The sequence below is a fragment of the Cupriavidus basilensis OR16 genome (genome assembly GCF_000243095.1).
In the GTDB taxonomy this organism is placed as follows: Bacteria; Pseudomonadota; Gammaproteobacteria; order Burkholderiales; family Burkholderiaceae; genus Cupriavidus; species Cupriavidus basilensis_D.
Map to the genome: position 1 here is coordinate 68,415 of NZ_AHJE01000061.1, position 20,968 is coordinate 89,382.

Consider the following 20,968-nt stretch of genomic DNA (forward strand, 5'->3'; position numbering starts at 1 on the left):
GCGCCTACGCCGCGGCAGCGCCGCGCAGCCGTTCCCGCCGGGTTTCCTCGTGCAGCACCTGGCCGCTGGGGCGCAGCAGGTCGCGCAACGAGACCACCCCGACCAGGCGCATGGAAACCAGGTCTGCCACCACCGGCAGCCGGCTGACGCCGAGCTCCGCCATGCGCCCCGCGGCGATGCGCGCGGTCTGCGCCGGCAGCAGCACCTGGTGCGGTTGCAACGGCGCCATCAGCGCGCGGCCGGCCTCCATCGATGCCTCCCGCCCGCGCAGCGCATTGCGCTCCAGCATGCCGACCACGCGCTGCGCGCACACCACGGGATAGCCGCGGTGCGGCGCATGCTCGCCGAAATGCCGCGCCCATAGCGTGCAGACCGGCAGCTCGCCATCCACGCTCACCACAGCCGTGGTCATCAAATCCGCCACGTGCTGGCGCTCAAGCGGATCCACGCTATATTCGCGATAGATATGCAGGCCGCGGCGCGCGATCTTCTCGGTCATGATCGAGCGCTTCATGGTCAGCACCGTGAAGCCATGCGCCACCGCGACGGTCAGCAGCAGCGGCAGCAATGCGTTGCTGTCATGCGTCAGGCCAAAAGCAAAAACGATGGCGGTCAGCGGCGCGCCAAGCACGCTGCCCAGCACGCCCGCCATGCATACCAGCGCCCACAACTGCGGCGAGGCCCGCCGGGCAGCCACGGCGCCAGTGCCACGCCAAGGCCCGCGCCCAGCATCATCAGAGGCGCCAGCACGCCGCCCGACGTGCCGGAGCCCAGCGCTGCCACCCAGATGATGGCCTTGACCGTCAGCAGCGCCACCACCACGCCAATCGCCATGCGGTTGTGCAGCAGGTCGGCAATCACGTCATAGCCCACGCCCAGCGCGCGTGGCTCGAAATAGCCGCCGATGCCGACCACCAGCCCGCCGATCGCAGGCCACCACATCCAGTGCAGCTTGAGTTTGGAGAACTGGTCCTCGGTGCGATAGAGCGCCAGCGTCAGCGCGGCGCCCAGCACGCCGCAAAGCAGCCCGGCAACAATGCACGAGCCCAGCGCCACGGTGGTTGCCGACGCGGTATGCAGCGCAAACAAGGGGCCCGGCTCAAACACCATCGTGCGCAGGAAGCCGGCTACCGCGCAAGCCAGTGCCACCGGCAGCAAGCTGCGCGGGCGCAGCTCGAACAGCAGCAGCTCGACGGCCAGCAGCACCGCCGCCACCGGCGTGCCGAAGATCGCGGTCATGCCGGCGCAGGCGCCCGCCACCAGCAGCGTCTTGCGCTCGGCCGCGGTGAGATGCAGGTACTGCGCGAGCAGCGAGGCGATCGAGCCGCCAGTCATGATGATCGGGCCTTCCGCGCCGAACGGCCCGCCGCTGCCGATCACGATGCCGGATGACAGCGGCTTGAGCACGGCCACCCGGGGCGACATCTTGCTCTTGCCGAACAGCACGGCCTCGATGGCTTCCGGGATGCCATGGCCACGGATCTTGTCGCTGCCGTAGCGCGCCATCAGGCCCACGAGCAGGCCACCGACTGCCGGCACCGCGATGACCCATGCCCCCAGCGCATGCTGCGCCGGCGTGCGCTCCGCCAGCGACAGCGTCTGATAGAAAAACAGATTGGTGAAGAACCGGATCAGGTTCAGCAGCAGCACGGCAGCCGCCGTGCTGATCGCCCCGATGAGGGGCGCCAGGGCTGCCAGCAAAAGCAGGCGGCGGTCGACGGCGTAGTCGCGTTTCTCAAAGTGCATGGTGAGGCTCTGGCGAATGAAGCGAAGGACGTGGCGCGGAGCACAGGAGGAACACGGTCCGCGGAAAGCGGAATGTATCACGCCATGATATATTTGCGCGCTGGATTTCCGGAGCACGATGCCAAGGCGATCCAGGTGCGCTATTACGCGCATTCGCCCGCACAACCCCAAGAAAACGAGACCCATGCCGCCATCCCAGGCCCCCTCCGTAGCCGACTTCCCGCCAGGCCGGGCTCAAGCGTGGCTGCGCGCGTTTGCCCCCACGCCGATCGCCGCCGGCCGCCGCGAGCGCATCAAGAGCTGCCTGGGCGCGCTGGTCGGCCTGCTGCTCACCGAATGGATCAGCCGTCACCTGCTGGGCGGCTTCAACCCCTGGTTCATCGCGCCGATGGGCGCCTCCGCGGTGCTGTTGTTTGCCGTGCCGGCGAGCCCGCTGGCGCAGCCGTGGTCCATCATCGGCGGCAACCTGGTCGCGGCGCTGATCGGCGTGGCCTGCGCGCGCTGGATCCCCGAGCCTGGACTGGCCGCCTCGGTGGCCGTGGCGCTGGCCATCGCCGCCATGTTCCAGCTGCGCTGCGTGCATCCGCCCAGCGGCGCGGTGGCGATTACCGCGGTGTTCGGCGGCCACGCCGTGACCCAGCTTGGCTTTGGCTTCGTGGTGATGCCGGTCGCGGTCAACTCGATGTTGCTGCTGCTGGTGGCGCTGCTGTTCAACAACCTGATGCGCCGGCGCTATCCGCACCGCCCCGTCGAACACGCCAACCCGCACCGCACCGCCGATCCTCTGCCGAGCGGGCGGGTGGGATTCAACCGCGGCGATCTGGACGAAGTGCTCAAGGCACGCGGCGAGTTCCTGGACATCGAGGAAGACGACCTGGAAGACATCCTGGTGGCCGCGCAGTTGCGGGCGTATCGCCGGCACTTTGGCGATGTGCGGTGCGTGGACATCATGTCGCGGGACGTGGTGACGGCGCAGCCCGGGCAGAGTGGCCTGGAGGCGCGCGCCCTGTTGCTCAGGCACGGGATCCAGGCGCTGCCGGTGGTGGATGGGCAGCGGCGGTTGCTTGGCATGCTTGGCATGGCGGATCTTCTCGCCGCGCGGAGCGGCGCCGAGGGCCAGGTCCGGGCCGGGACCGCCAAGGACCTGATGCACACCGGCATGGCTACGGCCCGGGCTGAGCAACCCATGGTGGAACTGGCGCGGGCGTTTTCCGATGGCGGCCTGCATCAGGTGCCGGTGGTGGACGCCCAGCAGCGGCTGCTGGGCATCGTCACGCAATCGGACCTGATCGCCGCGCTGCTCGCACAGGGCCCGCCGGCAAAGGTGGAAACGGATGCGCAGCCGGCAGGCTGACCCGCGCGGGCGCTAGCGGCTCGCCTGCCATCCGCCCGCCGCCGGCATGGCGTGGGCATCGGCACACACCATGCCATTGAACAACAGGTTCAATGCCACCGACATCACGCACGCCAGTAGGATGCTGCTGTGCATGATGGGCTGCAGCCAGCCCGGTAATTGATTGAACAGCGTGGCCGAGAACGTGGGCAGCAGCGAGATGGCCAGGGTGGCGGCAACGATGTACACATTGTGCCGCGTGCCCTCGAAATCCACCCGCGCCAGCGTGCGCACCCCCGCCGCGGTCACCACCCCGAACATGAACAACCCCGCCCCGCCGAGCGCCGGGAGAGGGATGGAGGCGACGACCGTGGCCAGCTTGGGAAACAGCCCCAGCGCGCACAGGATCACGCCCGCCGCCACCACGACCCAGCGGCTCTTGACGCCCGTCACCACCAGCAGGCCGATGTTCTGGCTGTAGATGGTGTAGGGGAAGCCATTGAGCGCCCCGCCGATCAAGCTGGCCAGCCCGTTGGCCCGCAAGCCATCCGTCATCTCGCCCGCGCTCAGCGGCTTGTTCACGACATCGCCAATCGCCAGGAACAAACCCATCGACTCGATCATGATGATGATCATCACCACCACGATCGTCAGCGTGGCCACCACGTCGAACACCGGCCAGCCGAAATAGAAGGGATGGATCACGTCGACCAGCGGCGCCTCGGCCACGCCATGGAAATCCACCATGCCAAAGGGGATCGCCACCAGCATGCCGGCCGCCAGCGCCAGCAGCACGGAGACGTTGGACCAGAAACCCTTGAGCCACTTGTTGATGACCAGGATCAGCGCGAACACGAAACCCGCCAGCGCCAGGTTGTGCGGCGCGCCGAAGTCCGCCGCGCCGCGCCCGCCGCCGACCCAGTTCACGCCGACCGGAAACAGCGACAGCCCGACCACCATCACGATGGACCCGCCCACGATGGGCGGAAAGAAGCGCAGCAGCTTGCCGAACACCGGCGCCAGCAGCATGGTAATGACGCCCCCCGCCATCACCGCACCGATCACCGCCGGCAGGCCAAGCGCCGGGTTGGTGGCGATGACGAGGATCGGCGGAATGGCGCTGAAGGCCACGCCCTGCATCACCGGCATGCGCACGCCAAAGCGCCAGATGCCCGCGGCCTGCAGGATGGTGGCGATGCCGCAGGTGAAGAGATCGGCATTGATCAGCACCGCCACCGCCTCCTTCGGCAGCTTGAGCGCGCCGGCGATGATCATCGGCACCGCGATGGCGCCGACATACATCACCAGCACGTGCTGGAAGCCCAGCATCACCAGCGGCCCGGGGGCGGGCACCTGGTCGACTGCGGCCGGCCGGTCGCCGGTCAGGTCTTGGGTGTTCATGGGGTTGTCTCCTCTTGTGCCGTTACGTGAGCTCACGCGACATCTACGGGAATAAGAAAGCCCCGGCACCTGGCTAGCGCCCAGCAGGCGCCGGGGCAAAATCAAGCCAGCGTTACAGGTGCACCTCCTTCTCGCCGTGCGCCTGCAGCAGCGCCATCAGCTTCTTGCGCATCACCAGCCCGGGCTTGTCGGACGGCATGTGGAACTCCATGCGCCGCGTGGTATCGATGGGCGCGTCGTAATCCGTCGCTTCCAGGATCTCCTTGTCCTCGCGCGTGACCGCATGATCGAACTTGACCAGTTCCTCGGCCGGCGCCTGCTGCTCGGTATCGTTGCGGTACAGCCACTGGACCATCATCGTGCTTTTGTCGTCGATGGGCGTGGCGCAGTTGACGATGGTATGCACCAGGCCATTGGGATAGGTGCAGCCGAAGCGGCGCGAGAACGGCATGTACCAGTTGTCATGCAGGTGGCGGATGGTCTCCGGCTCCTTGCTGCCGGTGAGCAGCCAGCTGTCCGGCGGGTTCATGATCGGCACCGAGCGGCGCGACTCGAAGCCCCACTCGTTCTCGATGATCTCGATGTCTGCCGGCCTGGGGCTGGTGAACTTGCCGAAGGTGTTCTTGTGCACGAAGCTGAAGTGCGCGTTGTCGAACGAATTCTCCATGAAGCGCAGGCCGCTGCATTGCCAACGCTCATAGAACTGCGGGATGCGGCGCAACGAAGGATCGCTGCCCTCGGGGAGGTCCGGGATATCGGTGAGCGGGTCTTCCAGCGCCACCCACACGTAGCCGTAGCGCAGCTTGCAGTGGTAGTTCGCCACGCGTGCGTTGGCGGGGATCATGCCCTGCGGCATCTGCGGAATGCGCACGCACTTGCCGCTGCAGTCATAGGACCAGCCGTGATAACCGCAGCACAGCAGACCGTCCGAATCGACATAGCCCTTGGAGAGCTTGGCGGTACGGTGGCAGCAGCGGTCGCGCACGGCCGCGGGGGTGCCATCGGCGCCGCGCCAGATGACGATGTCCTCGCCCAGCAGCGTGAACGGCTGCGGGCCGTTGTCGAGCATGGATTCAGGGATGACCGCGTACCAGAAGCGCCGCAGGACCGGTTGTTGAGTGACAAGCATTGGCAATGTCTCCTCTCGTATTGTCGAGTGTGGGTTGTGCGGGAGTGCAGCTCGTGTTGTGGGTCTTTCAGGCGGGCGCGGCGGGCGCCGGCAGCCAGTCGCAAATCTGTTTGGCAAGCGCGCCCTTCTCCGCCACGGCCTTGCCCAGCAGCGCGAATCCGGTCAGGCCGCCCTGCGTATCGCGGAACAACGCGCGCAGGCCCGCGCCGGCCTCCTCGGCCGCCGCCTGGGACTCGATCTCCCAGCTGCCGGCGCCGGCCAGCGCCGGCGACACCACCGCGGGCAATACGGGCGTCTTCACCACCACCGGCATGGCCGGATAGCGCAGCGGCGTAGGCGCGCCGGCCAGCGTGCGGGCCAGCGCGCGCGCGGCCTGCATCAGCGGCATCACGTAAGGCAACACCAGACCATCGACCTCCGCGCAATCGCCCAGCGCGTAGACCGAGGCCGCGCTGGTGCGCAGCAGGCGGTCCACCACGATGCCGCGCGCGGTGGCAATGCCGGCGGCTTGCGCCAGCGCCACGCGCGGCAGCAACCCGGTGGCGGACAGCACCACGTCGGCGGCGATCTGCGCGCCGCTGGCGAGCTGCACCGCGAGCGCGCCGCCGCGGCGATGGCGGGATCGACCAGCTCGACGCCGAAGCCGCCCGCGTGCAGGTCGTTGGCGAACTCGCAGCCGATCAGGCCGGCGCCGAGGATGGCCACGCGCCGCTTGCCTTGCAGCGACGCATGGAAGCGCGTGTAGTCGGCCAGGTCGTTGACGGTCTGCACGGCATCGGCGCCATTGCCTTGCAAGCCCGGTGCACGCGCTTGCGCACCCAGCGCCAGTACCAGTTGGCCGTAGCGCAGCGCTTGCCCGTCGACCAGCACGGTGCCGGCGGCCGTATCGATGGCCGATGCATCGGCATGCGTCATCACGCGTGCGTTGAGCTGCGCGGCCATCTTCTGGGCGCTGGCGATAGCCAGTGCGGCGGGCGCCTTGTTGCCGGCCAGCGCATTGGACAGCATCGGCTTGGAGTACGACTCGCCGCCGTCGCGCGTGACCATGACCAGCGGCGTCGCGCTGTCGAGCTTGCGGAACTCGCGCGCCAGCGTGTAGCCGGCCAGGCCGGTGCCGAGGATGACCAGCGGCAGCGCTGGCCGCGTTTCAACAGTGATGGCGTCGTTCCCGTCGTTCGCATCGTTCGCATCGTTCGCCATGGCTCAGGCCACCACTTCCATCTCGAACTCGGCCTTGCTCACGCCGCAGTCCGGGCACAGCCATTCATCGGGAATTTCTTCCCAGCGCGTGCCGGCGGGAAACCCGTGTTCGGGCATGCCGAGCGCTTCGTCGTATTCAAAGCCGCACACCATGCATTGCCATTTCGTCGCTATCGTAGCCATCGTCGCTATCGTGGTTGTTGTCATTGCGAAGCCTCTCGTCGGGTTCGGGTTGTTACGTGTGTGCTGTCCGGTCGGATGGCCGGCCTACGCCAGCGCAAAGGGCGTGGCGCGCAAGCGCTTGCCGGTGGCCGCAAAGATGGCGTTGCCGATCGCCGGCACCACCGGTGGATTGGACAATTCGCCAACGCCGCCAGGCTGCCTGCCCGAGGGTGGCATCACCACGATGTCCAGCGCTGGCGCGTCGCTCATGCGCACCACCGGGTAGTCGTGGAAGTTGCTTTGCTTCACGCCGCCGTTCTCGATATGCACCGCGTTCATCAGCGCGGTGGACACGCCCCAGTAGATGCCGCCGGCCAGTTGCTGGCGCACCGAGCTGGGATCGACGGCGAGGCCGCAGTCGACCACGCAGGTGATCTTGTGCACGGTGATTGCGTTGTCCTTGACGCTGACGTCGGCCACGACGGCGATATAGCTCTTGTAGCCCTCGTAGGTCGCCACGCCGAGGCCGCGGCCGTGGCCGCGCTGATGGCTCCTCCAACCCGAGAGCGTGGCGGCACGATCGAGCACCGCAATGTGCTCGGGCTTGCCTTGCAGCAGCTTCCTGCGCAGCGCCACCGGGTCCTGCCCGCCGGCATGCGCGGCTTCGTCGATCAGGCTCTCGATGGCGAAAATGTTCGGCACGTAGCTCACCGCGCGCCACCACCACACCGGCAAGCCCGGCTCGTGGCGCACCCAGGCCAGGTCGAGCGCGGGTACCTGATAGTAGAAATCGTCGCGCATGCCTTCCGTGCAGCTCGGGTCCACCGGCACCTTGGCCAGGAAGCCGGGGTCGTCGGGCTCCTTGATCGACGGCACCACGGCGCGCAGGCTGAAGGCCTGCACATTGCCGTGCGCGTCCAGCGCGGCGCGCGCCTTGTGCACGCTGGCGCTCTGGTAGTAGAACGCCTGCATGTCGTCTTCGCGGCTATAGAGCAGCTTGATGGGGCGGCCCATGCGCTTGGCGATGTAGGTGGCCTCCAGGATGATATGCAGCCCTTCGCGGGCGCCGAAGCTGCCGCCGGCTTCAGTGAGATGGATCTTCACCTTGTCGCGGGGGATGCCGGCAATGGTCTCGGCCGCCTGCGCGCAGCGCGAGGGCACCTGCACGCCGCCCCAGTACTCCACCGCGTCCGGCCTGACCCACGCCACGATGCTGAGCGGCTCCATCTGCGCGTGCGCCTTGTAGGGCATGGTGTAGACCGCCTCCACCACCTTGGCGGCATCCTGGAAGGCGGCGCCGGCATCGCCCTTGACCTTGGACTTCTTGCCCGGCTCGTCCACGCGCGCGGCCATGGCATGGATGGCGGCCTGGGCGCTGAAGTCCTTCATCGCGCTGTCGCCCCACTCCACCTTGAGCGCCTGGCGCGCCCGCTGCGCAGCCCAGAAATGGTCGGCCACGATGGCCACGCCGGGCTGGCTGGCGCCGTTGATGGGGCGCGCAGCTGGCGTAGCGCGCGCGGCCTGTGAGCTTGTCGGCCACGCGGTAGCTGCTGCGCTCCTTGCCGATCAGCACGAACTCGTCTGGCCGCTTGAGTGTGACCTCGGCCGGCACCGGCAGGCGTGCCGCGCCTTCGGCCAGCTCGCCGTAGCTGAGGCGCTGTCCGCTGGCCACGTGGATCACGGCGCCAGCGGCCGTCCTGCAGGCCGCCGGCTCGACCGCCCAGTGCCGCGCCGCTTGCGCGACCAGCATGGCGCGTGCGGTGGCGCCTGCGCGGCGCAGCGTGTTCCACTCCAGCGGCACGCTGGTGCTGCCGCCGGTCGCGTGCATGCCCCACAGCGGATGCAGGTAGGCCTTGGCGAGGGGATCGTCCGGCTGGATCACCTGCACGGTGGCCCAATCGGCATCCAGTTCCTCGGCCAGCATCAAGCCGAGCGCGTTCTTCACGCCGGTGCCGCTGTCGTACTTGTGGACCACCAGCAGCACGCGGTTGTCGGGGGTGATGCGCACCCAGGCATTGGGGGCGAAGTTGCCGGCCGCGCTGTCGGTGATGGGCGCGGCGGCTGCGTTGCGGATAAGCTGCCCGCCGCTGCCGATCTCCAGCAGCAAGCCGCCGGCGAGCGCGGCGCCGGCTTGCAGGAAGCGGCGGCGCCCGATGGCATCGATGAGGTTGAGCTCGCGCGTCATGCTGCCTGGCCTCCGCGCAGTTCGGCGGCCGCGCGATGGATGGCGCGGCGGATGCGGTCGTAGGTGCCGCAGCGGCAGATGTTGCCGGCCATGGCGGTGTCGATATCGCTGTCTGTGGGGTTGCGCTTGCCGGCCAGCAGCGCGGCGGCCGACATCAGCTGGCCCGACTGGCAGTAGCCGCATTGCGGCACGTCCTCGGCTTGCCAGGCTTTCTGCACCGCGTGCAGCGCATCGGGCTGGCCCAGGCCTTCGATGGTGGTGACCCGCTTGCCGGCCACGGCGGATACCGGCGTCTGGCAGGCCCGCACCGGGGCGCCCTCCACATGTACCGTGCAGGCGCCGCACAAGCCCATGCCGCAGCCGTACTTGGTGCCGGTGAGATCGAGCTCGTCGCGCAGCACCCACAACAGGGGCGTATCGCCGGGGGCTTGCACGGCGCGCAAGGCGCCGTTGACTTTGATGGGGGTCATTTGTTCTCCTTGCTCCGCCGTCTGTGGGTGTCCTGGGGGCCCGGCGGGCCGTCTTGAGGCAAAGACTAGCTGCGCCAAATCCATATGTGAAATATGATTTGAGAATCTTTTCCATACGAAAATCATATGGATATCCGCCAACTCCGCTATTTCATCGCCGTTGCCGAAGAAGGCAATTTCAGCCGTGCCGCCGAGCGCCTGCATATTTCCCAGCCACCGCTGAGCCAGCAGATCAAGTCGCTGGAGGCGTCCCTCGGAGTCATCCTGTTCGAGCGTGGCCGCCTTGGCGCGCGCCTGACCCGGGCGGGCGAGGCGCTGCTGACCCGGGCGCGCGACATCGTGGCCGACCTGGACTCGACCCGGAACATGGTGCTGCGCGTGGCCGACGGGCTGGAGGGCTACCTGCGCATCGGCATCATCAACTCCGTGATGTATGGCCCCCTGCCACGCACCATGCGGCTATTCCAGGAGCGCAACCCGGCGGTGGAGTGGACCCTGCACGAGATGCTGCCCGACCAGCAGGGCGAGGCGCTGGTGCGTGGCCAGATCGACGTGGGCTTTGCCTCCAGCGCCACCGGGCGGGAGGAACTGCGCTCGATCCGGGTCTATCCGCAGCCGCTGATGGCTGCGCTACCGGCCGGCCATCCCTTGGCGGCCAGCGGCCGGATCCAGCTGAAGGCGCTGGCGGCGGAGCCATTTGTGCTGCTGAATACGCAAAGTCCGGTGATCCGCAGCTTGCTGGCCGCCTGCGTGCGCAATGGCTTCCACCCGCGCGTGCTGCACGAGTCGGTGGATCCGCAAACGGTGCTGAGCCTGGTGGGCGCCGGCGTGGGGGTGAGCGCGCTGCCGCGCTCGCTTTCGGGCGCGCCGCGGGAGGACGTGGCCTTCGTCACGCTGGACGAGCCGGGCTCCAGATGCGGCCCGCCTTCGGCGGGCTACGGGTTTTCCTATATATTGTCGCCGTTCACGTCACATCGGCGGTCCAGGAGATGCACCCGATGAATTCCGGCCAACTGATTGAAAAACTCGCTGCCATCTTTGCACTGATCGTGCTGATCGGCGGCTCGCTGCTGGTGCTCGCGCCTTTCACCACGGCGTTGTTGTGGGGCGCCATCCTCGCCTTCAGCTCGTGGTACCCCTATACGGTGTTGTCGCGCTGGATGGGCGACCGGCGCAGCCTGGCGGCGTTGATCTGCGTGCTGCTGGCCGCGATCATCGTGCTGGGCCCCTTTGTCTATGCCGGCGCCAGCATCTCCGCGCACATCGACGAGCTGTCCGGCCTGGTCGACCAGTTCTTCGATCACGGCGCGCCCGCGCTGCCCGCGTGGCTGACCGGCCTGCCCTACGTGGGCGGCTACCTGCAAAGCTCCTGGGACAAGGTGATCCATGCCGACTCGGAGATGGTCGCCAGCCTGCGCAAGCTGATCGCGCCCGTGGGCCATGTGGTGCTGGGCGCCGGGCTCTCGATCGGCGCCGGGCTGGGCCAGCTGGCGCTGTCGATCGTGCTGGCGTTCTTCTTCTATACCGGCGGCGAGTTCGCGGTGGCGTGGCTGCGTGCGGGCATGCGCCGCATTGCCGGCGAGCGCGCCGACCACCTGCTGGCGCTGGCCGGCAATACCGTCAAGGGCGTGGTCTACGGCGTGCTGGGCACGGCCTTCGTGCAGGCCTTGCTGGCCGGCATCGGTTTCTGGATCGCTGGCGTGCCCGGCGCCGCCATCCTCGGCTTCGTCACCTTCTTCCTGTCGGTGATTCCGGTCGGCCCGCCGCTGGTGTGGATTCCCGCCGCGCTCTGGCTCTACCACACAGGCTCGCTCGGCTGGGCCATCTTCATGGTGGTGTGGGGCGTGGGCGTGGTCAGCATGGCCGACAACGTCATCAAGCCGCTCCTCATCAGCAAGGGCACCGACATGCCGCTGATCTGGGTGATGCTGGGCGTGTTCGGCGGCGCGCTGGCCTTCGGCTTTCTCGGTGTCTTTATCGGCCCGACCCTGCTGGCGGTGGCCTACGCGCTGCTGCGCGACTGGACCATCGGCTCGCAGCACCTGGCCGACCCGCCGCCCGCGCTGGCGCAAGGCAAGCCCATCACCACCGCCGAAGACGTGGCGGGTTCCGGCAAGGCATGAGCGAACCGAGCCATCACGAACCGCAGCCGGTGGCACCGCCCGTGCCCGCCCAGGCTGGGCTGGCCGGGCTGGTGGCCTGCGAGTATTGCGATGCGATCTACCAGCGCGCCGAGCTGGCGCAGGGCGAGCGCGCGCTGTGCCTGCGCTGCGGCGGCCAGCTCTACCGCGATAGCTCGCGGGCCTATGCCCGGCTGCTGCCGTTGGTCATTGCCGCACTGATCCTGTTCATGGTGTCCAACGCCTATCCCATCGTCGAGATGGATCTCAAGGGCGTGCGCACCGAAACCACGCTTTGGGGCGCGGTGCAGGCGCTCTACGCGGACAACATGACGCTGGTGGCCGTGCTGGTGTTCGCCACCACCATCCTGTTTCCCCTGTCCGAGATGCTGATGATGCTTTACCTGCTGGTGCCGATGGCGCGCCACCGGATGCCGCCGGGCTTCGAGCGCATCGTGCGCGGCATCCAGCAAACGCGGCCGTGGGGCATGATCGAAGTCTTCATGATTGGCGTGCTGGTCACGCTGGTCAAGCTCTCGACCATGGCGCAGGTACTGCCGGGCGTGGCGCTGTGGTCGTTCGCCGCGCTGGTGATCGTGCTGGCCGCGATGCTGTCGTTCAATCCGCGCGATCTCTGGCAGCACCTGGACGAGGAGCCGCCCCGATGAGCGCCCCTACCCCCAAGCCCCGGGCGGGCGCCGCCGCGCTGGCGCGCTCGCGGCGCCTGGCCGCCGATGTGGTGGCGGGACTGACCGACGACGAAACCAAGCCGCTGCCACAGGTGCCCACCGCCACCTCGATGGGCCTGGTGTCCTGCCACGCCTGCGATACGCTCAGCCCGCGCACGATGGAAGGCCAGCCCTGCCCGCGCTGCGGCGCCACGCTGCATCGCCGCAAGCCGAACAGCCTCACCCGCACCTGGGCGTTCCTGCTGTCCGCCCTCATCCTCTATATTCCCGCCAACCTGCTGCCGGTGATGGTGACGCAGTCCATCCTGGGCACGCAGCGCGACACCATCTTCTCCGGCGTGGTCTACCTGTGGCTGTCCGGCTCCGACCTGCTGGCCATCGTGGTGCTGATCGCCAGCATCGTGGTGCCGCTGCTGAAGATGATGATCCTCACGCTGCTGCTGCTGTCCGTGCACTTCCGCTCGCGCTGGCGGATTCGCCAGCAGACCAAGCTGTATGGGCTGGTGGAACTCATCGGCCGCTGGTCGATGCTGGATATTTTCGTGGTGGCGCTGCTGGCTTCGCTGGTGCGGGCCGGGGCACTCGCCACCATCATCCCGGGTGCCGGCGCCATGGCGTTCGGCTCCGTGGTGGTGCTCACCATGCTGGCTTCACTCAGTTTCGACCCGCGCCTGCTGTGGGATTCGATGGATGCAAACGATGCCTGACCTAGACCATTCCCCGCCCTCTCCTTCCTCGCCGCCACCGGCGCCCGAGCGCCGCCACCGAGCGCGCTGGCTGCCCTCGCTGGTCTGGCTGATCCCGATCGTGGCGGCCGTGGTTGGCCTGTCGCTGCTGATCCACACGCTCACCGAGCGCGGCCCCGAGATCACGGTCAGGTTCCGCACCGCCGAGGGCCTGGTCCCGGGCAAGACGCCGGTACGCTACAAGGACGTGGACATCGGCCTGGTCAAGTCCGTGCGGCTGGCCGGCGACCACTCGCACGTGATTGCCAAGATCGACCTGACCCAGGACGCGGCCAGCTTCGCCACCAAGGACACGCGCTTCTGGGTGGTGCGCCCGCGCTTTTTGCCACCAGCGGCATCTCGGGGCTGAGCACGCTGCTGTCAGGCGCCTATATCGGCGTTGACGCCGGCAAGTCGGATGAGCGCGTGCGCGACTTCACCGGGCTGGAAGTGCCGCCCGCCGTCACCACCGATGCCTCCGGCAAGCAGTTCGTGCTGCGCGCCGCCGATCTCGGCTCGCTCGATATCGGCTCGCCGGTCTACTACCGCCGCGTGCAGGTCGGCCAGGTGGTGGCTTACCAGCTGGAGCCCAACGGGCGCGACCTGTCGCTGCGCGTGTTCATCAACAAGCCCTACGACAAGCTGGTGACGGCCGACTCGCGTTTCTGGCACGCCAGCGGCGTCGACATCAAGCTCGATGCCGGCGGCTTCAAGCTCAACACGCAATCGCTGGTGACGGTGCTGCTCGGCGGCGTGGCCTTCCAGGCCCCGGATGACTCCAAGGCAACGGATGCCGCCAACGAGAACACCCAGTTCCTGCTGGCCAGCGACCAGACCGAGGCGATGAAGGAGCCGGAAGAACTCGCGCCTTCGCTCGCCGTGCTGAACTTCGACCAGTCGGTGCGCGGGCTCTCGCCCGGCGCGCCGGTGGATTTCCGCGGCGTGATCGTGGGTCAGGTGCGCTCGATCGGCATCGAATACCTGAGCGAGAAGAAGGCCTTCCGCCTGCCCGTGGTGGTGGAACTGTACCCCTCGCGCATGGGCTTCCGGGCGCGCGACGTGGAGGACGTCAATCGTGCCCGCGATATCGTCCAGACGCTGATCAAGCGCGGCATGCGCGCGCAGTTGCGCACCGGCAACCTGCTGACCGGCCAGCTCTATGTGGCGCTGGATTTCTTCCCCAAGGCGCCGCCGGCCAGCGTCAACACGGATGGCGCCATGCCTGAACTGGCCACCACGCCGGGCGCGTTCGACGAGCTGCAGGCCAAGCTGGGCGATATCGTCAACAAGATCGGCAAGGTGCCGTTCGACCAGATCGGCCAGGACCTGCGCACTTCGATGGCCACGCTCAACACCATGATGACCAGCGCCGACAAGCTGGTCGCCCAGCTCAACGGCGACGTGGCGCCCCAGGTGCTGGCCGCGCTGCAGGACGCGCGCAAGACCTTGGGTGCGGCCAACGGCACGCTCTCCTCGGATGCGCCGCTGCAGCAAGACACGCGCCGCATGATGCAGGAGCTCACGCGCACCGCGGTGTCGCTGCGCACGCTGACCGAATACCTGGAACGCCACCCCGAAGCGCTGGTGCGCGGCAAGCCGGAGAAATGATGATGACCCGCATAGCGATGACCCGCCACCGCCTGTTGCTGCCGCTCTCCCTCGCCGCCGCGCTACTGGCGGGCTGCGCCTCGCCCGATCCGCGCTATTACACGCTGGCCCAGGGCCCCGCTGCCGCCACCGGCGCCGAAGGACAATCCGCCGCGCAGGCGCAACCGCTGTGGATCGAGGTTGCGCCGGTGCGCGTGCCTGAACGCCTCAACCGGCCGCAGCTGGTGGTGCGTGATGGCAAGGATGGCAACGAACTCAAGCTGCTGGACCTGTCGCGCTGGTCCGCGCCGCTGCCGGATGAGCTGCGCGACGCGCTGTCCCAGCAACTGCAGGCCAGGCTAGGCGCGATCGATACCTACCAGCAAGGCTTGTCGGAAGCGGCGCCCGTGTTCCGCATCACCACCGAAGTGGTGCGGCTGGACGCGGACGTGGGCCAGCGCGCCGGCGCCGTCATCAACTGGACCGTGCGCCGGCTGCCCGACGGCAAGGTCAAGGCCGGCCGCACGCAGGCCGAGCTGCCCGCGCCGGGCGCGGTGGACGGTGTCGTGGCGGCTTACCGGCAGATCGTGGCAAGCACCGCCGACGACATCGCGGCCAGCGTGGAATCACTGCGCCGGGACGCGGCGAAGTAGCGGCGCGGCGGGACGCAGGTCCCGCCCGCCCCGCAATCAATCCTCCGCCGGCGCCGACGCGCCCCGGCAACTGCGCCGCCGCTCCGACTCGGCCATGGCCGCCAGGCATGCCTCGGCACCTCCCGCCACCAGCTTGGCCGAGCAGGCCAGCATCAGGTTCTTGCCCAGGCCGAAATCCTCCACCACGAAGCCGCGCGCATCGAGCCGCTCGCCCTTGCCGTGGGTTCCGTCGGTGGCAACCGCCACGCGCTCCAGCAACGTGCCGCTGTCGCTGCTGTAGCCCCATACCGGCTTTTGCAGCGCAATCGCGAATCCCACCTCGAATGCCGTGCCCGAGTCCGGCTCGCCCGGCCCGCGGAAATCGTCAAGGTTGGCCATCACCATGTCGGCGCGGCGCAGCAGGTTGAGGTTCGCTTCGTAGATCCAGCGCGCGGTGTCGGGGCCACAAAGCCCGGCCGGAGCGGCTTTGTCCAGGGGATAGAGGCCGAGGAAGCCGTAATGGGCGCAGCGGGCCTTGAGGGCCTCGCCGTAGGCGATGGCGTCTTTGCGGAATACGTCGAAGCCGGCGAGGTAGATGGTTTTCATTGAGCGTGGCTGGGTGGCGGACGTTGACGCTGGTGAGGATAGCCCATGTGTTTGAAGTTATGGCTACAGCTTGCACCTCAAACCCAGCGCCCGCCTGAACCGCGGGTCACCGCCCTCGCCAGGCGGCGGCCTGCGTTCCTGCCTACCCGTGCTCACGCGGGCGGCGAGCCATCCTTGAATGCTCCCTTGAGCATCTGCCGCAGTTCGGGGCCATCCTGGTGCTGGTGCACCTGCACGGCATGCTGGACCGCGACTTCGAGCAGTTCGTCTTCGGTGTCGGCGCTCAATGCCACCGTGCACTTCGACTCGCTCGGAAACTCGCGGCAATCGATATATTTGCGTCCCATCATGGCCTCCTGAAGCGTGAGGGTGAGATGGCGCCGCCGGGGCGGCGGGCGCCTGATCCAGTATAGGACCGGCGCCGTGCGCGGGGACCTGCCAGCGCGTCAGAGTACCGGCGTGATCACCTTGCCGGTGCCAAGGAACGCATCGAGGTTGTCGAATACCAGCGCGGCCATGGCCGCGCGGGTTTCATGCGTGCCGCTGGCTACGTGCGGGGCCAATACCGCGTTGTCCAGCGCGAACAGCGCCTCGGGCACTTCCGGCTCGGCGCGGAACACGTCCAGCCCGGCGCCGCCCAGGCGGCCATCGCGCAAGGCCGCCACCAGTGCGTCTTCGTCCACCACGCTGCCGCGCGACACATTGACCAGGATGCCCTTGGGGCCCAGCGCCTCGATGATTTCGGCCGACACCAGCCCTTCGGTCTCGGGGCCGCCCACACAGGTCACGGCCAGGAAATCCGCCCAGCCGGCCAGCGCCTTCAGGTCAGGCTCGTGGCGCCACGGCGCGCCGTCGCGCACCCGGCGGTTGTGGTACGCGATGTCCATGCCGAAGCCGGTGGCGCGCTGCGCCACTTTCTCGCCGATGCGGCCCAGGCCCAGGATGCCGAGCTTCTTGCCGGAGACGCGGGTGGTCAGCGGGAAGTTGTCCTTGCCCCACTTGCCGGCGCGCACGAAGCGGTCGCCATGGGCGATGCCGCGGGCGGCATCGAGCAGCAGGCCAAAGGCGAGGTCGGCCACACAGTCGTTGAGCACGTCGGGCGTGTTGCTGACCTGGATGCCGCGCGCGCGGGCCGCGTCCAGCGCAATCGCGTCATAGCCCACGCCGAAGCTCACGATGGCTGTGAGCTTCGGCATGGCCGCGATGGCCTCGGCGGTGATGCCGTGACGGGCGGATGTGACCGCCACGCGCGCCTGCTGCGCGTGCTCGCGCAGCCACGCCAGCGGCTCGGCCTGCTCCCAAAGCGGAACGGCCTGGTACTGCTCGCGCAGGCGGGAATTGATCTGCGGCGCGAGCGGGCCGATCTGGATAAGCGTGGCTTGGGACATGGATGCGAGGCGAGGAAAGAATAAAGCGTTGGATGGTAGCGCAATCATAGCGCGTCCGGCACCGCGCCGCAGGGCCGCACCCAAGCCCATCGCCGAAGCCCATCACCGCGAGTTGCTCCGGCACCTTCAGCCCGCGCGCGCGGGCCTCCGACAGCGCGCCCTGCGCCAGCGTGTCCGAGCTGCAGAACACCACGTCCGGCCGCGCGCCGCCGTCGAGCAGCCGCGCCAGCCCTTCACGGCCGAGCCCCAGGCTGGAAGGCGCTGGCACGATGCTGCTCGGCACTTCCGTGATGCCGTGGCGGCCGAAGGCGTCGAGAAAGCCGAGCCGGCGCGACTCGGCGCGCTGGTCGCTGGCCGACAGGATGGCCGGCTTGCGATAACCGCGCGCATGCAGGAACTCAGCCACCGTCTGGCCCACCTTCTCGTGCGAAAAACCCACGAGCATATCGATTGGCGTGGGCGTGATGTCCCAGGTTTCCACCACCGGCACGCGCGCGGCCAGCAGGCGCCGGCGCGTGTCGGCGGTGTGCGCGATGCCGGTCAGCACGATGCCGTCGGGGCGGCGCGAAAGGATGGCGGCCAGCAGGTCCTGTTCGCGCGTGGCGGCATAGCCGGACAAGCCCAGCATCATCTGGTAGCCCGCTTGCGAGAAGCGATCCGTCAGTGCCTGGATGGTGTCGGCGAAGATCGAGTTGGCGATGGTCGGCACGATGGCCGCGATCAGCCGGCTGCGCCGCGAGGCCAGGCCGCCGGCCAGCAGGTTGGGCACATAGCCGGTGCGCTGGATGGCCTCCTGCACGCGCGCCACGGTGCCCGCCGAAACCAGCCCGGGCTGGTTGACCACGCGCGACACGGTGATCGGCGAGACGCCCGCGATCTTGGCCACGTCAGCCAGCGTGACGCTGCCGGTGGCGCGGCCGGCGGGGGCTGGCGCGGGCGCGGTGCGAGGAGCGGTCGGCTTGCGGGATGAGGCCATGAATGTGATGAAGGAAGCGATGGAAACGAAGGAAACCGGCTGAGCGCAGGGTCGGCACGGCCGCCATGATAGCGCCCGCGCCGCGCCGCGGGCTGCGATGCGGGCGCGCGCGACGGGTTAACCCCGAGCACGCACGCGTTGTGGGCGCCAAATGACAGCGCTATCATCCCCGCAAGCAGCCCGAGGCACTGCGCAGCCATCGCTGGTACGGCGCCAACGACCTGCGCGCCTTCGGCCATCGCTCGCGCACCGCGCAGATGGGCTACAGCCGCGCCGACTACGCCGGCAAGCCGGTGATCGCCATCATCAATACCTGGAGCGACATCAACCCCTGCCACAGCCACTTTCGCCAGCGCGCCGAAGAGGTCAAGCGTGGCATCTGGCAAGCGGGCGGCTTCCCGGTGGAAATGCCGGCGATGAGCCTGTCCGAGCCGTTCCAGAAGCCCACCACCATGCTCTACCGCAATCTGCTGGCGATGGAGACGGAGGAACTGCTGCGCTCCTATCCCGCCGATGGCTGCGTGCTGCTGGGCGGCTGCGACAAGACCACGCCCGCCCTGCTGATGGGCGCGCTGGCGATGGACCTGCCCACGCTCTTCGTGCCGGCCGGGCCGATGCTGCGCGGCAACTGGAATGGCGTTACGCTGGGCTCCGGCTCGGATACGTGGAAATATTGGGCCGAGCTGCGCGCTGGCAACATCACCGAGCAGGACTGGCAGGGCATCGAAGACGGCATCGCGCGCTCGCCAGGGCACTGCATGACGATGGGCACGGCATCGACCATGACGGCCGTGGTGGAGGCCATCGGCATGTGCCTGTCCGGCGCCTCGTCGATTCCCGCGCCGGATTCGCGGCATGCGCAGATGGCCTCGCTGTCGGGCCGGCGCATCGTCGAGATGGTGTGGCAGGACCTGAAGCCCTCGGAGATCGTCACGCCCGCCGCCATCGACAACGGCGTGCGCACCGCGCTGGCGCTGTCCGGCTCCACCAACGCCATCGTCCACCTGATCGCGCTGGCGCGCCGCGCCGGCCATGCGCTTTCGCTGGACCGCTACGACGAACTGGCGCGCAGCACGCCGGTGCTGGCCAATATCCGTCCGTCGGGCCAGTACCTGATGGAAGACTTCTACTACGCCGGTGGCCTGCGCGCGATGCTCGCGCAGATGGGCGACCTGCTCGATACCAGCACGCTCACCGTCGATGGCCGTACGCTGGGCGAGAACCTGGCAGGCGCCCGTGTCTTCAACGACGACGTGATCCGCCCGCGCGACAAGCCGCTGGTGGCACGCGACGGCCTGGCCGTGCTGCGCGGCAACCTCGCCCCGGACGGCGCGGTGATCAAGCCCCCGCCGCGCAGCAGGACCTGTTGCGCCATACCGGCCGCGCCGTGGTGTTCCGCGACTACAACGACATGGCGGCGCGCATCGACGACCCGGGGCTGGACATCGATGCCAGCTGCGTGATCGTGTTGCAGAACGCCGGCCCGCAAGGCGCGCCCGGCATGCCGGAATGGGGCCAGTTGCCAATCCCGCAAAAGCTGCTCAAGCAAGGCGTGCGCGACATGGTGCGCATCTCGGATGCGCGCATGAGCGGCACCAGCTACGGTGCATGCGTGCTGCACGTGGCGCCGGAATCGTATGTGGGCGGCCCGCTCGCCTTTGTGCGCGACGGCGACCTGATCGAGCTGGACGTGCCTGCCCGCAAGCTCAACCTGCTGATCGGCGCCGAAGAGATGGCGCGCCGCCGCGCAGCCTGGGTCGCGCCCGTGCCCAAGTTCGAGCGCGGCTACGGCAAGCTCTACCTGCGCCATGTCAGCCAGGCGGACAAGGGCTGCGACTTTGACTTCCTGGAACCTGTCGATGCCCCGGAGGACGGCGAGCCGGAGATCCACTAACGCTTGACCATCGCTTCACCATCCCAATCAGACCCGAGGAGACCCAACCCCATGAAACGCCAAGCCCTTGCGCTGCTGGCCGCCGCGACGGCGGTAGCTGCCGCCGCCCTCCCGCTGAGCGCATCCGCCCAGGCCAACTGGCCCGGCAAGCCCATCACCTACGTGGTGCCGTTCCCGCCCGGGGGCACCACCGATACCCTGGCTCGGCTGATCGGCCAGCGCCTGGGCCAGGCGCTCGGCACCACCGTGGTGGTGGAGAACCGCCCCGGCGCCGGCGGCAATATCGGCTCCGACTACGCCCCCATCACGCTGATCGGCACCAATGCCAATGTGCTGGTGGTCAGCGCCAGCAGCCCGTTCAAGACGGTGAAGGACATCGTGACCGAAGCCAAGGCCAAGCCGGATACGCTCGCCTTCGCATCCGCGGGCAACGGCACCTCGCAGCACCTGGCCGGCGAATTGTTCAAGAGCCTGGCCGGCATCAAGATCACGCACATTCCCTACAAGGGCAGCGGTCCGGCGATCCAGGACGTGATGGCGGGGCAGGTGCCGATGATGTTCGACACCACGGTGGTAGCGGCCCAGCATATCGACTCGGGCAAGCTGCGGGCGCTGGCGGTGACTTCCGCCCAGCGCATCAAGAGCATGCCGAATGTACCGACGATGGCCGAGGCCGGCGTCAGCGGCTATGAGCTGGAATCCTGGCAAGCCATCTTCGCGCCGGC

The 20,968-nt window shown here is 68.4% G+C and carries 16 protein-coding genes and 6 pseudogenes; 9 read left to right on the forward strand and 13 right to left on the reverse strand.

Going from position 1 to position 20,968, the window contains the following annotated elements:
* Positions 1–4: 4 nt before the first annotated feature.
* Positions 5–1,746 (reverse strand): annotated as a pseudogene (locus tag OR16_RS22600) (chloride channel protein).
* A gap of 184 nt (positions 1,747–1,930) precedes the next feature.
* Between OR16_RS22600 and OR16_RS22605 the strand changes: the two are divergent.
* Positions 1,931–3,100 (forward strand): HPP family protein, encoded by a 1,170-nt coding sequence (locus OR16_RS22605; RefSeq protein WP_006160264.1) that lies wholly within the window; start codon positions 1,931–1,933, stop codon positions 3,098–3,100.
* Between the two features lie 12 nt (positions 3,101–3,112).
* Here the strand turns inward: OR16_RS22605 and OR16_RS22610 are convergent, their stop codons facing one another.
* The 8 genes and pseudogenes from OR16_RS22610 to OR16_RS22635 form a co-directional block, all read right to left on the reverse strand.
* A complete protein-coding gene (locus OR16_RS22610; protein WP_006160265.1) occupies positions 3,113–4,480 on the reverse strand; it encodes a nucleobase:cation symporter-2 family protein in 1,368 nt (455 codons plus the stop codon).
* Between the two features lie 112 nt (positions 4,481–4,592).
* Positions 4,593–5,609: an aromatic ring-hydroxylating oxygenase subunit alpha gene (locus OR16_RS22615; protein WP_006160266.1), complete on the reverse strand. Its 1,017-nt coding sequence runs from the start codon at positions 5,607–5,609 to the stop codon at positions 4,593–4,595.
* Between the two features lie 67 nt (positions 5,610–5,676).
* Entirely contained in the window at positions 5,677–6,201 is a 525-nt protein-coding gene (locus OR16_RS47385; RefSeq protein ID WP_202801099.1) for an FAD-dependent oxidoreductase, read from the reverse strand.
* An 89-nt stretch (positions 6,202–6,290) separates the two neighbouring features.
* Positions 6,291–6,809: pseudogene (locus tag OR16_RS46230) on the reverse strand (FAD-dependent oxidoreductase); the annotation flags it as partial.
* Between the two features lie 3 nt (positions 6,810–6,812).
* Positions 6,813–6,992 carry a rubredoxin gene (locus OR16_RS22625; protein ID WP_043420675.1) on the reverse strand — a complete coding sequence of 60 codons (180 nt, stop codon included), beginning with the start codon at positions 6,990–6,992 and terminating at the stop codon, positions 6,813–6,815.
* 84 nt (positions 6,993–7,076) lie between these two features.
* Complete coding sequence (locus OR16_RS41650; RefSeq protein ID WP_050983070.1) at positions 7,077–8,360, reverse strand: molybdopterin cofactor-binding domain-containing protein; 1,284 nt, start codon at positions 8,358–8,360, stop codon at positions 7,077–7,079.
* A 223-nt stretch (positions 8,361–8,583) separates the two neighbouring features.
* Positions 8,584–9,156, reverse strand: a pseudogene (locus OR16_RS46235) (molybdopterin cofactor-binding domain-containing protein); the annotation flags it as partial.
* The gene (locus tag OR16_RS22635) at positions 9,153–9,626 is read right to left on the reverse strand and encodes a (2Fe-2S)-binding protein (protein WP_006160270.1); all 474 of its coding nucleotides are present in this window, start codon (positions 9,624–9,626) and stop codon (positions 9,153–9,155) included. The gene OR16_RS22635 and the pseudogene OR16_RS46235, both read right to left, overlap by 4 nt.
* Positions 9,627–9,752: 126 nt before the next feature.
* Between OR16_RS22635 and OR16_RS22640 the strand changes: the two genes are divergently transcribed.
* From OR16_RS22640 to OR16_RS22665, 6 genes and pseudogenes are all read left to right on the forward strand, one after another.
* Complete coding sequence (locus OR16_RS22640; protein ID WP_006160271.1) at positions 9,753–10,628, forward strand: LysR substrate-binding domain-containing protein; 876 nt, start codon at positions 9,753–9,755, stop codon at positions 10,626–10,628.
* Positions 10,625–11,749 carry an AI-2E family transporter gene (locus tag OR16_RS22645; protein ID WP_006160272.1) on the forward strand — a complete coding sequence of 375 codons (1,125 nt, stop codon included), beginning with the start codon at positions 10,625–10,627 and terminating at the stop codon, positions 11,747–11,749. Before OR16_RS22640 ends, OR16_RS22645 begins: the two co-directional genes overlap by 4 nt.
* A complete protein-coding gene (locus tag OR16_RS22650; protein WP_006160273.1) occupies positions 11,746–12,414 on the forward strand; it encodes a paraquat-inducible protein A in 669 nt (222 codons plus the stop codon). The genes OR16_RS22645 and OR16_RS22650 overlap by 4 nt, the downstream gene beginning before the upstream one ends.
* Positions 12,411–13,142, forward strand: coding sequence for a paraquat-inducible protein A (locus tag OR16_RS22655; protein WP_006160274.1), 732 nt, complete (start codon positions 12,411–12,413; stop codon positions 13,140–13,142). Before OR16_RS22650 ends, OR16_RS22655 begins: the two co-directional genes overlap by 4 nt.
* Positions 13,135–14,768, forward strand: a pseudogene (locus OR16_RS22660) (intermembrane transport protein PqiB). The gene OR16_RS22655 and the pseudogene OR16_RS22660 overlap by 8 nt, the downstream one beginning before the upstream one ends.
* The gene (locus tag OR16_RS22665; RefSeq protein WP_006160275.1) at positions 14,768–15,400 is read left to right on the forward strand and encodes a PqiC family protein; all 633 of its coding nucleotides are present in this window, start codon (positions 14,768–14,770) and stop codon (positions 15,398–15,400) included. Before OR16_RS22660 ends, OR16_RS22665 begins: the two are co-directional and overlap by 1 nt.
* A 36-nt stretch (positions 15,401–15,436) precedes the next feature.
* Here OR16_RS22665 and OR16_RS22670 read toward each other — a convergent pair whose 3' ends face one another.
* The 4 genes and pseudogenes from OR16_RS22670 to OR16_RS41660 form a co-directional block, all read right to left on the reverse strand.
* On the reverse strand, positions 15,437–15,985 hold the full coding sequence (locus tag OR16_RS22670; RefSeq protein ID WP_006160276.1) for a nucleoside 2-deoxyribosyltransferase: 549 nt from the start codon (positions 15,983–15,985) through the stop codon (positions 15,437–15,439).
* Positions 15,986–16,137: 152 nt separating this feature from the next.
* The gene (locus OR16_RS22675; protein WP_006160277.1) at positions 16,138–16,332 is read right to left on the reverse strand and encodes a DUF1059 domain-containing protein; all 195 of its coding nucleotides are present in this window, start codon (positions 16,330–16,332) and stop codon (positions 16,138–16,140) included.
* 99 nt (positions 16,333–16,431) lie between these two features.
* On the reverse strand, positions 16,432–17,373 hold the full coding sequence (locus tag OR16_RS22680) for a 2-hydroxyacid dehydrogenase (RefSeq protein WP_043420678.1): 942 nt from the start codon (positions 17,371–17,373) through the stop codon (positions 16,432–16,434).
* Positions 17,374–17,473: 100 nt separating this feature from the next.
* Positions 17,474–18,349, reverse strand: a pseudogene (locus OR16_RS41660) (LacI family DNA-binding transcriptional regulator); the annotation flags it as partial.
* Between the two features lie 188 nt (positions 18,350–18,537).
* Here OR16_RS41660 and araD point away from each other — a divergent pair.
* Positions 18,538–20,243, forward strand: a pseudogene (araD, locus tag OR16_RS22690) (L-arabinonate dehydratase).
* A 51-nt stretch (positions 20,244–20,294) separates the two neighbouring features.
* On the forward strand, positions 20,295–20,968 hold a 674-nt coding region (locus OR16_RS22695), incomplete at its 3' end, for a tripartite tricarboxylate transporter substrate-binding protein (RefSeq protein WP_006160280.1).